Origin of the sequence: Brevibacillus gelatini (assembly GCF_050920745.1) — a bacterium.
In the GTDB taxonomy this organism is placed as follows: Bacteria; Bacillota; Bacilli; order Brevibacillales; family Brevibacillaceae; genus Brevibacillus; species Brevibacillus gelatini.
The window spans coordinates 2,550,704-2,563,155 of record NZ_CP154342.1 but is presented as its reverse complement, the minus strand read 5'-3'; the positions used below and the strand labels follow the sequence as shown (position 1 = coordinate 2,563,155).

Here is a 12,452-nt window from a genome sequence, read left to right as displayed (position 1 = left end):
ATCGGGCAGCAGAGGGGATTTTTGTACGATTCACCAGACGATTAATGGTCGCCTGTGTTTCCTTTGGACGGGTTGGTAATCACAAAGCCTTCTTGCGGCAGGTACAGGTAATCGATGATGACGCCATCCAGCAATGGCTCGTCTTTTTTCACGACGACATCAATTCCCTTGTCAGTGGAGACGACTTCATCCTCTTCAGTCGGTTTGTCCAGTGCCAGGCCGTAGTGCGCATGATCGCCGTGCGCGTGGGTGATATAGACACGCAGTTTCAGCTCTTTGTCTTCTTCCTGCTCCATGATTGGGGTCAGTTGCTTGGCTGCATTGCGGGTAATCTTTACCTTCATCGGTCAAGTCTCCTAACTGTATGTAAGTGAGTTGCCCCTCCATCTTAGCAAAGAGAGAATGGCTGACGCAATGTGGAAAGTGTTCCTAAAAGCAGGGGTGCCAGGCGAACAGGAAATACAAGAACATCTGTTTGTCTGTAAGGGAAAGTGAGTCTGTTCGTGAGGGAAAAGTGGCGCTTGCGGGCTGGGCGGGGGTTTTCTCCTTTACTCGCGTGTATTTCCCATCTTGCAAAGAAATACTATAGCCATTGACTCCTGAGGAAAAAGAGGGATGAAGATGATAACTGCAAAAGAGCGTGAGCGGCTGCAAAACCAGATGAAGCGCGACGAGAGCAAGATCGTCAACATCGTCCTGCAAAATGCGCAGCAGGTTGCAGGTGAAATTGAAAAGGCCACCCACCAAGGCATTTACATGACGGATGGCCGTTACTACGGATACGAGGATATTAAGGAAATCAACGGAGCCCTCTAGTGAAAAAGCGCAAGGACTGCCGAGCCAGCAGACTACAGGCGTGACGGCGGGAAAAAGTAACGCAAGGCATCCGGAAGCTCTTTTTGCCACAAGCCCCAGACGTGGTTGCCCGGCTTCTCGGAATAGGACAAGGTGGCCTGTTTGGCTGTGAACAGCTTTTTCGCTTCCCGGTTCCATTCCACGAAATCAAATGTCCCGATATGTGTCTCCACTGCTGTTTCATCCAGCCCCACGACCATCCAGATGCGCAGCCAGGAGAGGCTTTCGCTGCTTTGGATGGCGTCGAGCGTCGGCTGGAAAAAGGCTCCCGACAGCGCAAGCACCTGCGAGAACAGCTCAGGATGGTCCAGGGCAAGATGCAGGGACACAGTTCCCCCGAGTGAGTCGCCTGCGAGCACACGGGAAGCTTTGTCGCGCCTTACGGGATAGCGATCCTCGATGTACGGCAGCAATTCTTCGCAAAAAAAGCGTTTATACGCTGCGTTTCTTGTTCCAACGGGCGAATATTCACTCGTCCGCTTGCCCCGGTCCACCGAAACACCGACGACAAGAAACGGCTCGATTCCTTCTTCGAGAATCAGTTGATTGGCAATTGTGGCGATGCGGCCCATCGTAAAAAAGTCATTTCCGTCCTGACAGTATACGACAGGATAGGACAGAAGCTCGTTATAGCCCGGCGGGAGGTACACTTTGACCGAGCGGGGAGTGTCCACATGGATGCTCGGCACTTCTTCTTTGACAATCGTTCGTTTTACATATTCAGACATCGAATTACACTCCTGTTTACTCAAATGTAAAACTAAGCCTTGAAAAAAACTGATACAGATTTTATAGTAAATGATAACAGAGAGGAAATAAACCCTGTAATATCAATACTATAACACGTTGAACAGATAATTTTTCTGCAGTATAACAGGGTAGTGCAGGCGGCGCTGTAAGCCTTTTCTTGCACGAGACAACTTTTTCTTCTTTTTTCATTAAGTTGGGGACACTTCCGACATCCTTCGCTCATGCCGCCATCATGAAGCATCTGCTCGATGGATGCGTGAGAACGGACGGCTGGCAGGAAGCCCCTTATTCTAGTGACGAGGTGAATGAGATGAGCGTAACCACTGCTGTTGAACAAACAGAGAACAACGCCCCGCTGCAAATTCTTGCACCGGACGGTACGGTTGTTCGTCCTGACTTGATGCCTGAGCTCTCCGATGATGAGTTGCGTGAACTGATGCGTAAAATGGTCTTTACCCGTGTGTGGGACCAACGCGCCATCAGCCTGAACCGTCAAGGCCGTCTCGGCTTTTACGCGCCTGTAGCGGGTCAAGAAGCAAGCATGATCGGCTCCGAGGCAGCGCTTTCCAAAGAAGACTTCATCCTGCCAAGCTACCGCGACATTCCGCAAATGGTATGGCACGGATTCCCAATGTACAAAGCTTTCCTCTACTCCCGTGGACACATCGAAGGCGGACGTATTCCGGAAGGCGTAAACGTACTGATGCCACAGATCATCATCGCAGCGCAATGTACACAAGCGACAGGTGTTGCAATGGGCTACAAACTGCGCGGTGAAAAACGCGTGGCAATCAACTACTTTGGTGACGGAGCTACCTCCCAAGGGGACTTCTACGAGGGCATGAACTACGCAGGCGTTTACAAGCTGCCTGTGATCTTCTTCTCGCAAAACAACGGTTACGCGATCTCCCTGCCGTTCGAAAAGCAAACAGCTTCCGAGAACATCGCCGTAAAAGCAGTCGCTGCCGGTATCGCCAGCGAACGTGTTGACGGTATGGACATCCTCGCTGTTTACTACGCGGTGAAAAAAGCGAGAGAGCGCGGTTTGAACGGAGAAGGTGCGACACTGATCGAGGCACTGACCTACCGCTATGGTCCGCACACCATGGCTGGTGACGACCCAACCCGCTACCGTACCGGTGAAGAGCAAAGCGAGTGGGAACTGCGCGATCCACTGATCCGCTTCCGCAAATTCCTCGAAGGCAAAGGCCTCTGGAGCGAAAAAGACGAGGAAGCTGTTATTGAAGAAGCAAAAGCAGCTGTTGCGGACGCGATCAAAAAAGCGGACGAAACACCGAAAATGAAAGTGACAGAACTGATCGATGTAATGTTTGAGACACTGCCGCCTGCACTCGAAGAGCAAAAGGCAGAATTCCTGGCGAAGGAGTCGAAATAAGCCATGGCACAAATGACAATGGTTCAAGCCATTACGGATGCATTGCGCGTGGAATTGAAACGCGATGAAACCGTACTTGTCTTTGGGGAAGACGTAGGGAAAAACGGCGGGGTATTCCGTGCGACAGAAGGTTTGCAAGCGGAATTCGGCGAGCAGCGCGTATTCGATACGCCACTTGCCGAGTCCGGTATCGGTGGACTTGCTGTAGGCTTGTCCATCAACGGCTTCCGCCCGGTTGCGGAAATCCAGTTCTTCGGCTTCGTATTTGAAACATTCGATGCGATCGCTTCGCAAGCGACTCGTATGCGCTACCGTTCCGGCGGCCGCTTCACCAGCCCGGTAACATTCCGCTCCCCGTTCGGTGGCGGCGTGAAAACACCTGAGCTGCACGCTGACTCCCTGGAAGGCCTGATGCTGCAAACTCCGGGTCTGAAAGTGGTCATCCCTTCCAACCCGTACGATGCAAAAGGTCTGTTGATCTCCGCGATCCGCGACAACGATCCGGTCGTGTTCCTGGAGCACATGAAGCTGTACCGTTCCTTCCGTCAAGAAGTGCCAGAGGGCGAGTACACTATTCCGCTGGGTAAGGCAAACGTAGTAAAAGAAGGCAGCGATGTTACCATCATCACCTATGGTGCCATGGTGCATACCAGCCTGAAAGCTGCAGAAGAGATTGAAAAAGCGCGCGGCGCGAAGGTAGAAGTCATCGACCTGCGCACCATCAGCCCGCTCGATATTGACACCATCGTTGAATCCGTGAAGAAGACAAACCGTGCGATTGTCGTGCAGGAAGCGCAAAAAACTTCCGGTGTTGCTGCGGAAATCATCGCGCAAATCAACGAGCGCGCCATTCTCCACCTCGAAGCGCCTGTGCTGCGTATCGCTGCGCCGGATACAGTCTATCCGTTTGCACAAGCAGAGGACATCTGGCTGCCTGACGTGAAACGCGTGGTAGACGGACTCACGCAAGTGCTCGATTTCTAATCGGAAACAGACATAATGGCGGAAAAGTTGAAAGCTTTCCGCCTTCTTTCCGAAAATTGCAGGCTGTTCATTGAAGCGTAGTGTTTAAAAGGAGGAGATACTGTGAGTCGTTTTACATTCAGACTCCCGGAGCTCGGCGAAGGTATCCATGAAGGCGAAATCGTCAAATGGCACGTACAGCCCGGAGATTCCGTAGAAGAAGACCAAGTCATTATGGAAGTGCAAAATGACAAGGCGGTAGTTGAAGTTCCATCGCCTGTTACAGGAAAAGTTGTCGAACTGAAAGTGACAGAGGGAACCGTTTCGGTTGTCGGCGATCCTTTGATCGAGTTCGAAGTAGAAGGCGATATTCCAAACCTGCCAGACCACGGTCACGGCGATGCGGCTGCAGCTGCACCAGCACCTGCTGCTGACAAAATGGAGCCAGGCTGCGACATCGGCTCCCAGGTGAGCGCAAATGCAAACCAGGCACTGGAAACGCCAATGGCGCAGGCGACAGCGACCGCAGTTGCCGCACCAATCGACCGCAAGCACGTGCTGGCTACTCCTTCCGTGCGCAAATACGCGCGTGAAAAAGGCGTGCAGCTGACACTGGTACCTGGCACAGGCAAGCTCGGCCGCATCACTCGCGAAGACGTTGACCGCTTCCTGGCGGGCGGCGCTGTAGCATCCGCTCCAGCCGCACAGGCAGCAGAAACGGCGGCTCCAGCAGCAGAAGCTCCGGCAGCAGCTCCAACCGGTGTTGCCCAGGCAGCAGCTGCGCCAACCGTTCATTACAGCGCACAAGCTGGCGAACTGGAAGAGCGCGTACCGTTGAAAGGCATTCGCAAAGCAATTGCCAAAGCAATGGTAAAATCCGCGTACACAGCACCACACGTGACGATCTTCGACGAAGTGGACGTTACGGAACTGGTTGCCATGCGCAAAAACGCGAAGCCACTTGCGGAAGAGCGCGGCGTGAAGCTGACCTACCTGCCAATGATCGTAAAAGCGGTTGTAGCGGGTCTGAAAAAGTTCCCAGAGCTGAATGCTTCCATTGATGATGAAAAACAAGAAATCATCTACAAAAAATATTACAACATCGGAATCGCGACTTCGACAGAGGACGGTCTGCTCGTTCCAGTCATCAAAGCGGCTGACAGCAAGTCGATCTTCCAAATCGCTGGCGAGATCAGCGAGCTGGCGAAAAAATCCCGCGAGCGCAAAGCGACTGCCGATGAGCTGAAAGGCTCTACCTTCAGCATCACCAACATCGGTTCCGCTGGCGGCATGTTCTTCACGCCAATCATCAACTATCCAGAGGTTGCGATCTTGGGCGTAGGCCGCATCAGCGAAAAACCAGTGGTGAAAAACGGCGAAATCGTGGTTGGCCAAATGCTGCACCTGTCTTTGAGCTTTGACCACCGTTTGGTTGATGGCGAACCTGCACAGCGTTTCGTCAACTACGTGAAGCAGCTTCTGGAAAATCCGACGCTGCTCGTCATGGAGGGATAAGAGGCTATGGTAGTAGGTGAATTTACAACAGAAGTAGACGTGCTCGTCATCGGTGCGGGCCCAGGCGGATATGTGGCGGCGATTCGCGCCGCCCAACTGGGAAAAACCGTAGCCGTTGTGGAAAAAGCTGATCTGGGCGGCGTGTGCCTGAACGTAGGCTGCATCCCTTCCAAGGCGCTGATCCATGCGGCACACACGTATGAGCATGCACAACATACCGAGTCCATGGGGATCACCATGGAAAACGTCAGAGTGGATTTTGCCAAAGTCCAGGAATGGAAAAGCGGTATCGTGAAGCAGTTGACAGGTGGCGTAGCCTCCCTGTTCAAAGGCAACAAAATCCAGGTGATTCCGGGTGAAGCGCTGTTCGTCAGCGAAAACGAAGTGCGCGTGTTCCACGGCTATGACGTGAACCGCTATCGCTTCCAGCATTGCATTATCGCAACAGGTTCCCGCCCAATCGAATTGCCTGCCTTCCCGTTTGGCAAACGTGTTCTGTCCTCGACAGAAGCGCTGTCTTTGACCGAGCTGCCAAAGAGCCTGGTTGTCATCGGCGGCGGATATATCGGAATCGAGCTGGGAACTGTGTTCGCGAAGTTCGGTACCAAAGTAACGATTCTCGAAGGCTCCGATCAAATTTTGCCTGGCTTTGAGCCGGATATGCCGCGCCTTGTTGAGCGCAAGCTGAAAAAGCTTGGCGTGACCATCCATACCAAAGCGCTGGCCCAAGGCATGGAAGAGACCGAAAACGGTGTGATCGTGAAAGCAGAAGTCAAAGGCGAAGCGCAACAAATCGAGGCAGAATACGTGCTCGTTACCGTTGGCCGTCGTCCGAACACCGATGAGCTGGGCGTTCGGGACATCGGTATGAATCTGACGGATCGCGGCCTGATCGTCGTGGACAAGCAAGGCCGCACAAACATTCCGAACGTGTACGCGATCGGGGATGTCGTGCCAGGTCCTGCGTTGGCCCACAAAGCTTCCTACGAAGGGAAAGTGGCGGCTGAAGCGATTGCCGGCCACCCGGCAGAGGTTGACTACAAAGCGATTCCGGCGGTCGTATTCTGCGATCCGGAAATTGCAAGCGTAGGGATCAACGAACGAGAAGCAAAAGAAAAAGGCATTGATTATGTGGTGGGGCGCTTCCCGTTTGCAGCAAACGGCCGCGCTCTGTCTGTCAACGCTGGAGAGGGCTACGTGAAGCTGATTGCGGAAAAAGGCACCAACCTCGTTCTCGGCGCGCAAATCGTCGGTCCGGAAGCTTCCAACATCATCGCGGAAATCGGCCTGGCCATCGAAATGGGCGCTACGCTTGAGGACATCGAGCTGACCATCCACGCTCACCCGACACTGGGTGAAGTGACAATGGAAGCGGCTGAACTGGCACTGGGTCGTCCGATCCACGTGATGAAGTAATCGTTGCCTTATGGAAAAAGCCTTGTACCTTTACGGTAACAGGGCTTTTTTCTTCCACATCTTACCCTTTCCACCTGTTCTTCGATGATGTAAAATAGTGGGAGAATTACATGGGTGGAGGCTTGGCAGCATGGAAACGACGAGTAAGATGATTGATGCCTTGCGACAAAAGCTGGAACATGCAGCCAAAGCAGCAGGCTACAATTTTCTTGACCCAGAAATTGTGAAAATAAGTCAACAACTCGATAAACTGATTGTTGCGCATATGATGCATGAAAAACGCCCTTCGTAAAAGGGCGTTCGTTTTTGCGCGAAAACTCAGGAGAAAGAGTAAAGCAAGTGGGCATTCGTTCCCTGTTTGCGAAGACAAGGCTCCTGGGCATAATAATAGCTGGGATACAGGATTAACTGCTGCGCTTGCTCGTCCAGGTCACAACCTGAGTAGGTCAAGCGGCAAGTCTCTTCATCCAGGGAGAAGGCGGGAGAGATCGACTGCAGGTAGGAGAACAGGGCAGGGATGTCTTGCACCGCATAGTAAATGCGTTCTGCCTCCTTCACAAACTGCGGGGCGATACTCTCCCAGTTTTCTTCAAAAAACAGCTGCCAGTATGACGACACAAACAGGCTGAAGCGACCTTTTACATAATCAGAGTCTTCCTTTATGTCCAAATACACTTGCGGAATCTCGTGCTGCTGCATCCACTGGTCGAGCATTGGCGTCACACTGCGGACAAATTGCTCCGTTGGCAGCGTCACGAAGTATTCGTATTGATCGTCAACGCCCATCACCCCTTTGGTTTGGACGGGATCGAAGGAGTCGGGCAGGCCGTAGCGGAAGAGCGGGAGCATGTAATCCCATTCCTGCTTTAGCTGAGCCGATTCAAATTGTTCCAGTTTGTCTTCCGACCATGACAAGAAGCGTTCGGGGGGTGTTTGCTGAGCGAGCGTGTGCAGGCTGGCAGCCAGCTCGTACAAGGGAGAGACGCTGTAGCTGATCGCGTTCGTAAGCGGGCCGTTGCCCGGTAGTGGAATGGTAATCATATGGGCTAAACCTCCATCATGGATACTGCATCCATCATAGATCATCCCTGTGGGACAATTCAATCATTTTTGATGTAAGAAAAAGGAAAGCCCGAACAGATCAATCCGTTCGGACTTTTTCGTCAGAGTTACCCTTCCCGCGTTTTAATCGCACGGGAATGATTTTTTTGCTTCACCTTTTTGGAGCCTGCCAGCGGTTCTCCGGTTTGCTCTTGCGGCTTTGCTGCATTATTGTAAGTCTGATGCGGATTTTCATCGAGAATATGATCTTTTTCCATCAAATCATCTCCTTCTTTTCGTAGTTTGCCGCAATCTGATGGTGACGAATCGTAGGAAATGCTGGTATTCTATAAGGAAGCGTGTCTGCGATTAATAGAAATGGATCGGTTGTCAAAAGAGCAGGCAGGCTGTTTATGTCGTGTTCGATTGATAATGAAAACGAGAACCGCGCTTTTTACGGATCTGAAAGGAGCAGCCAATGCCACTGTTGATTGCGCCCGTGTTTAATTCGACGACAACACAGCCCATTCGGATCGAACTGCCAAATGGTTATTATCTGATCTCGGGGGCAGATCGGCCGTACGAGATCGCTTCCCGTTATTTGCGCAACGAAATGGATGAGAACAAACGCATTTTCGACTCCCGGGTAAGCCGCAACAGCCTGTTTCTGGTTGCGGAGCACGCGGAAATGAAAGTAACGGATGACCGCCCGTGGATCGAAGAAATCGAGAACAAGCTGAATTTATCCGCTTTGCATGGGACATGCTCGATCCCTTATGTTCTGACAATAACCGGAAACATGTGCGGCATCACGTATTTGAAGCGCTCCCTCGACGGAAGCAGGTTGGAGTTTGACGAATCGATCCAGAGCGTTTTCATGCGACTGATGGATCATCAGCTGCCTTCGCTCGCTTTTCGCCGCTATGCGCTGTCCCTGGAGAAAAAAAGCAACGAAGACCAGTTGCTCGATTTGTGGATTGCGCTGGAATCGCTGTTTGCTCCCGACGGAAAAAAGGGCGAAATCACCTATAAATTGCGGCTACGCATGGCGTATTATTTTGGAGAGTCGTATGCACAGCGGCAAAAAATTGCCGAGTTTGTCAAAAAATCGTACAATCATCGTTCCGAGATCGTGCATAGCGGAAAAGTGTTTGGCAGCAAGCTGACAGATGAAGTCAATACACTCCGCTTGCTGGCGAGAGCGACGATCTTGAATACCGCGATGCACGGCATCACCCTGCAGGAAATGCGCGTGAGGCTGGACGAGTTGATATTGACAGGCGAAACCTATACGCAACGGTATGCGCCGTCTTATTTTGAGCGGATTATTTTGTAGACTGCACAGAGGAAACAGGAGGAAAAGCTTGCATGAGTGTTTTGATTGTCGAAGATTTGTCCCATGGCTTTGGGGATCGCATTTTGTTTCGGGACGTGTCTTTTCGCCTGCAACCGAATGACCGCGTAGGTCTTGTCGGGGCGAACGGAACAGGCAAATCCACGATGATGAGCATTTTGACCGGGCAAAACATCCCGGACAAAGGCCGCATCGAATGGATGCCGAAAATCCAGTACGGGTACCTCGACCAGCACACGAAGCTGCAAGCGGGGAAAACGATTCGCGACGTACTCAAGGATGCGTTTTTGCCGCTCTTGGAGCAGGAGCAGGAACTGATGGCGATTGGCGAAAAAATGGCAGAAGCATCGCCGGAGGAACTGGAAGAACTGCTGGAGCGCATGGGCGAGATTCAGGACAAGCTGGAAACTAGCGGATTTTACCTGATCGATGCCAAGGTGGAGGAAATCGCGAACGCGCTTGGTCTGAGCGCGATTGGGCTGGATCGCGACGTCGCGTCCTTGTCCGGTGGTCAGCGCACGAAGGTTCTTTTGGCGAAGCTGCTGCTGGAGCAGCCGACCGTGTTGCTGTTGGATGAGCCGACGAACTACCTGGACGAGGAGCATATCGCCTGGCTGAAAAACTACTTGCGGGAATATCCGTACGCTTTCATCCTGATTTCCCACGACACGGCGTTCATGAACGAAGTCGTCAATGTCATTTACCATCTGGAGTTCACGAAGCTGAACCGTTACACGGGCAACTACGAATCGTTCCTGGCGCAGTCCGAGATGAAGCGCAACCAGCATATTGACGCATTTGAAAAGCAGCAGGAAGAAATCGCCCGCATGGAAGACTTTATCGCCCGCAACAAAGCCCGTGCCTCCACGACAGGCCGCGCGAAAAGCCGTCAAAAGCAGCTGGACAAAATGGAACGGATCGAAAAGCCGGAGACAGCGGCGAAGCCTTCGTTTATTTTCAAGGAAGCGCGCGCAAGCAGCCGCTTTGTCATTGAAGCGGAAGAGCTCGAAATCGGCTATACCCATCCGTTGCTGCCAAAGCTGAGCGTCAAGCTGGAGCGCGGCGAAAAGGTCGCTATCGTCGGAATGAACGGTGTCGGGAAATCCACTTTGCTGAAAACGCTGCTGGGGATCATTCCGCCGCTTGGAGGCAAGCTTGAGCGAGGAGACTTCCTGCACCCGGCCTACTTCGAGCAGGAAGTCAAGCCAAAGCCGATCACGGCACTGGAGGACGTCTGGAACGAGTTCCCGTCGATGAACAACCACGAGGTGCGCGGAGCGTTGGCGCGCTGCGGCCTGAAAAACGAGCACATTAACCGCAACCTGAACGCCCTGTCCGGGGGCGAGCAGGCGAAGGTACGGCTCTGCAAACTGTTGCAGCGCGAGAGCAACTGGCTTGTATTCGACGAGCCGACGAACCACCTGGACGTCGTGGCCAAGGAAGAATTGAAGCGTGCTTTAAAAGAGTTTAAGGGTACGGTTCTGCTCGTCTGCCACGAACCTGACTTTTACGAGGATTGGGTAACACAGACGTGGGATGTGGAGAAATGGAGTCTGGAACAAGCGAAAACTCCGATTAAACTGTAAAAAAACAGGCAGCCACAATCGTGTGAGCTGCCTGCTTTTTTTCAGAAACTCGTGGAAAACAATCAAGTGCCGGCTCATTTCCCGGCTCGCCCTGACGAGAGCTAAATCACCGCCCAGGCGTTCGGGAGGTAGCGGCCACGGTAATACGGGCAAGACGTTTTTGTAATCGCTTCGCCTTTGTACAGCATCATCGAGCTGGAGCCGCCGTCCATCGCCATCGCTGTGACGATCCCGCGCTCTTCCAGCAATTCTGCCAGATCGTTCATGCTCGCGCCAATGGAATGTCCGGGCTGGCGGCCGTCGATGACGACGAAGACGATGGTGCCGTCCGCTTTTTGCCCAATCGCTGTACGCGGCTGGATGCCCCAGCTTTTCGCAGGCTTGTCCTTGAACAGGTTTTTGCCGTTCACGATCAGCTGCGGGCGGAAGCTCATCGCATCGCGCACGCCCATTTTTACCAGCTGTTCGGCTGTATAGCTGCCGGTAATCAGCTTGCCGTCATAGGTGATGCCCAAGGCCGTTTCTCCGTTTTTCGGATTGTATCCCTGGAGAATTTTCCCGTCGTGGATCACCACGCCGTATGCTTTGGCCCCTTTTCCATAGCCATCCGGGTCATGGAAGCCGCTCGCGTTGACGATGCCGATCGCGTTTGTCTTTTTGACGAACTCATCGAGCAAATCGCCGCGGTCTTTGCGGTTGGTAACGACTAAACGTACCCGTTTTGGGTCGTTGATGTACATGATTTTTCCTTTAAAGTAATAATTGCCTTTGGAAACGTCGATTTCTTCCACCTCGATCAATTCTTTCGGCTTTTCTGGCAGTGTGTCGGCTATGGGCTGCTCCTGTGGCGATTCTTCCGGCTTGATTGGCCCATCCGGCTCGGAGTTGATGACCTCCGGGTTGCGTATTTGCTCCTTTAGGGCGTTGAGCTTTTCTTCCGGCAAAAACGTGTACGGTGCCCAGTAGTCATGCTGCGTCGTCAGGAGCGTGCCTGCCGCCCACTCGCGCAGCTCTTCGCCGCTTCTGGTAGCAAACAGGAAAATGATACCGAGCAGGGCAAGCGTCGTACATGTCAAGGCTGACATCAGCAGCAGGCGATTTACCCAGCGCCAACGTCTTTTGCGTGTGGAAAGCTTGTGTGATCGCGTGCGTGACAAGGTTTGCATGTATCCTCCCCAACCATCAAGAAAAATACTTTGTTCCTATTAAAAGGACGAATGATGGGGTAAAAAGTTTCAGCAAAATAATAAAGGATCACCAGGGTAAAAATAGGGGCAGGAGGTGAGGGCTGTGCGCGGCTATGATGAAGCATTTCAACAGGAAGTAGAGGAGTACCGGAACAATCCGAACAAAGGCACACGCAACCAGACGACAAGCCGGGATCGTCACGACCAGGCGGAAAAGCAGGAAACCCGCATGGACACAAACAACGGGTAAAGCACACCAGGCGATGTCCGAATACGGATTTCGCCTGTTTTTCCACATCCGGGACGGGAAGCCTGGGCAAGCGATCATTCGTGAGCCAGGCCCTCTGTTATACATGGGCAAAGTGTGGTAAGCTTACCCAATGTACGAA

14 protein-coding genes are annotated in these 12,452 nt (G+C 52.6%); 9 read left to right on the top strand and 5 right to left on the bottom strand.

The features are described 5' to 3' along the window. Window positions 1–41: 41 nt before the first annotated feature. Window positions 42–344 (bottom strand): HesB/IscA family protein, encoded by a 303-nt coding sequence (locus AAFJ72_RS12235; RefSeq protein WP_432774173.1) that lies wholly within the window; start codon window positions 342–344, stop codon window positions 42–44. Between the two features lie 271 nt (window positions 345–615). Between AAFJ72_RS12235 and AAFJ72_RS12230 the strand changes: the two genes are divergently transcribed. Then, a complete protein-coding gene (locus AAFJ72_RS12230; protein WP_432774172.1) occupies window positions 616–816 on the top strand; it encodes a hypothetical protein in 201 nt (66 codons plus the stop codon). A 32-nt stretch (window positions 817–848) separates the two neighbouring features. On the opposite strand, the gene AAFJ72_RS12225 is transcribed toward AAFJ72_RS12230, so the two are convergent. Then, entirely contained in the window at window positions 849–1,583 is a 735-nt protein-coding gene (locus tag AAFJ72_RS12225) for an alpha/beta hydrolase (protein WP_432774171.1), read from the bottom strand. Window positions 1,584–1,915: 332 nt separating this feature from the next. Between AAFJ72_RS12225 and pdhA the strand changes: the two genes are divergently transcribed. From pdhA to AAFJ72_RS12200, 5 genes are all read left to right on the top strand, one after another. Then, complete coding sequence (pdhA, locus tag AAFJ72_RS12220; RefSeq protein ID WP_432774170.1) at window positions 1,916–3,001, top strand: pyruvate dehydrogenase (acetyl-transferring) E1 component subunit alpha; 1,086 nt, start codon at window positions 1,916–1,918, stop codon at window positions 2,999–3,001. Between the two features lie 3 nt (window positions 3,002–3,004). After that, window positions 3,005–3,985, top strand: coding sequence for an alpha-ketoacid dehydrogenase subunit beta (locus tag AAFJ72_RS12215; protein ID WP_122903491.1), 981 nt, complete (start codon window positions 3,005–3,007; stop codon window positions 3,983–3,985). Between the two features lie 102 nt (window positions 3,986–4,087). Beyond that, complete coding sequence (locus AAFJ72_RS12210) at window positions 4,088–5,479, top strand: dihydrolipoamide acetyltransferase family protein (RefSeq protein WP_432774169.1); 1,392 nt, start codon at window positions 4,088–4,090, stop codon at window positions 5,477–5,479. Between the two features lie 6 nt (window positions 5,480–5,485). Continuing rightward, window positions 5,486–6,895 carry a dihydrolipoyl dehydrogenase gene (gene lpdA / locus AAFJ72_RS12205; RefSeq protein WP_122903493.1) on the top strand — a complete coding sequence of 470 codons (1,410 nt, stop codon included), beginning with the start codon at window positions 5,486–5,488 and terminating at the stop codon, window positions 6,893–6,895. Window positions 6,896–7,025: 130 nt separating this feature from the next. Further along, on the top strand, window positions 7,026–7,187 hold the full coding sequence (locus tag AAFJ72_RS12200) for an aspartyl-phosphate phosphatase Spo0E family protein (protein ID WP_432774168.1): 162 nt from the start codon (window positions 7,026–7,028) through the stop codon (window positions 7,185–7,187). Window positions 7,188–7,213: 26 nt separating this feature from the next. Here the strand turns inward: AAFJ72_RS12200 and AAFJ72_RS12195 are convergent, their stop codons facing one another. After that, on the bottom strand, window positions 7,214–7,936 hold the full coding sequence (locus AAFJ72_RS12195; RefSeq protein ID WP_432774167.1) for a hypothetical protein: 723 nt from the start codon (window positions 7,934–7,936) through the stop codon (window positions 7,214–7,216). Window positions 7,937–8,064: 128 nt separating this feature from the next. Continuing rightward, window positions 8,065–8,214 (bottom strand): small acid-soluble spore protein P, encoded by a 150-nt coding sequence (locus AAFJ72_RS12190; protein ID WP_122903496.1) that lies wholly within the window; start codon window positions 8,212–8,214, stop codon window positions 8,065–8,067. A gap of 200 nt (window positions 8,215–8,414) precedes the next feature. Here AAFJ72_RS12190 and AAFJ72_RS12185 point away from each other — a divergent pair, with 200 nt between their 5' ends. Together AAFJ72_RS12185 and AAFJ72_RS12180 are read left to right on the top strand one after the other, a co-directional pair. Further along, window positions 8,415–9,272: a hypothetical protein gene (locus AAFJ72_RS12185; RefSeq protein ID WP_432774166.1), complete on the top strand. Its 858-nt coding sequence runs from the start codon at window positions 8,415–8,417 to the stop codon at window positions 9,270–9,272. 32 nt (window positions 9,273–9,304) lie between these two features. Next, the gene (locus AAFJ72_RS12180) at window positions 9,305–10,876 is read left to right on the top strand and encodes an ABC-F family ATP-binding cassette domain-containing protein (protein ID WP_122903498.1); all 1,572 of its coding nucleotides are present in this window, start codon (window positions 9,305–9,307) and stop codon (window positions 10,874–10,876) included. Window positions 10,877–10,977: 101 nt separating this feature from the next. Here the strand turns inward: AAFJ72_RS12180 and AAFJ72_RS12175 are convergent, their stop codons facing one another. Then, window positions 10,978–12,042, bottom strand: a complete 1,065-nt coding sequence (locus tag AAFJ72_RS12175) for a phosphodiester glycosidase family protein (RefSeq protein ID WP_432774165.1) — start codon at window positions 12,040–12,042, stop codon at window positions 10,978–10,980. Window positions 12,043–12,166: 124 nt separating this feature from the next. Between AAFJ72_RS12175 and AAFJ72_RS12170 the strand changes: the two genes are divergently transcribed. Further along, window positions 12,167–12,313, top strand: coding sequence for a hypothetical protein (locus AAFJ72_RS12170; protein WP_170163363.1), 147 nt, complete (start codon window positions 12,167–12,169; stop codon window positions 12,311–12,313). The last annotated feature ends 139 nt before the right edge of the window (window positions 12,314–12,452 follow it).

Bases quoted from the DNA above. Each gene is read 5' to 3' on its own strand.
- AAFJ72_RS12175 (WP_432774165.1), bottom strand. From the start codon at position 12,042: ATGCAAACCTTGTCACGCACGCGATCACACAAGCTTTCCACACGCAAA.
- AAFJ72_RS12230 (WP_432774172.1), top strand. From the start codon at position 616: ATGAAGATGATAACTGCAAAAGAGCGTGAGCGGCTGCAAAACCAGATG.
- pdhA (WP_432774170.1), top strand. From the start codon at position 1,916: ATGAGCGTAACCACTGCTGTTGAACAAACAGAGAACAACGCCCCGCTG.
- AAFJ72_RS12225 (WP_432774171.1), bottom strand. From the start codon at position 1,583: ATGTCTGAATATGTAAAACGAACGATTGTCAAAGAAGAAGTGCCGAGC.
- AAFJ72_RS12235 (WP_432774173.1), bottom strand. From the start codon at position 344: ATGAAGGTAAAGATTACCCGCAATGCAGCCAAGCAACTGACCCCAATC.
- AAFJ72_RS12185 (WP_432774166.1), top strand. From the start codon at position 8,415: ATGCCACTGTTGATTGCGCCCGTGTTTAATTCGACGACAACACAGCCC.
- AAFJ72_RS12180 (WP_122903498.1), top strand. From the start codon at position 9,305: ATGAGTGTTTTGATTGTCGAAGATTTGTCCCATGGCTTTGGGGATCGC.
- AAFJ72_RS12215 (WP_122903491.1), top strand. From the start codon at position 3,005: ATGGCACAAATGACAATGGTTCAAGCCATTACGGATGCATTGCGCGTG.
- AAFJ72_RS12195 (WP_432774167.1), bottom strand. From the start codon at position 7,936: ATGATTACCATTCCACTACCGGGCAACGGCCCGCTTACGAACGCGATC.
- lpdA (WP_122903493.1), top strand. From the start codon at position 5,486: ATGGTAGTAGGTGAATTTACAACAGAAGTAGACGTGCTCGTCATCGGT.
- AAFJ72_RS12200 (WP_432774168.1), top strand. From the start codon at position 7,026: ATGGAAACGACGAGTAAGATGATTGATGCCTTGCGACAAAAGCTGGAA.
- AAFJ72_RS12190 (WP_122903496.1), bottom strand. From the start codon at position 8,214: ATGGAAAAAGATCATATTCTCGATGAAAATCCGCATCAGACTTACAAT.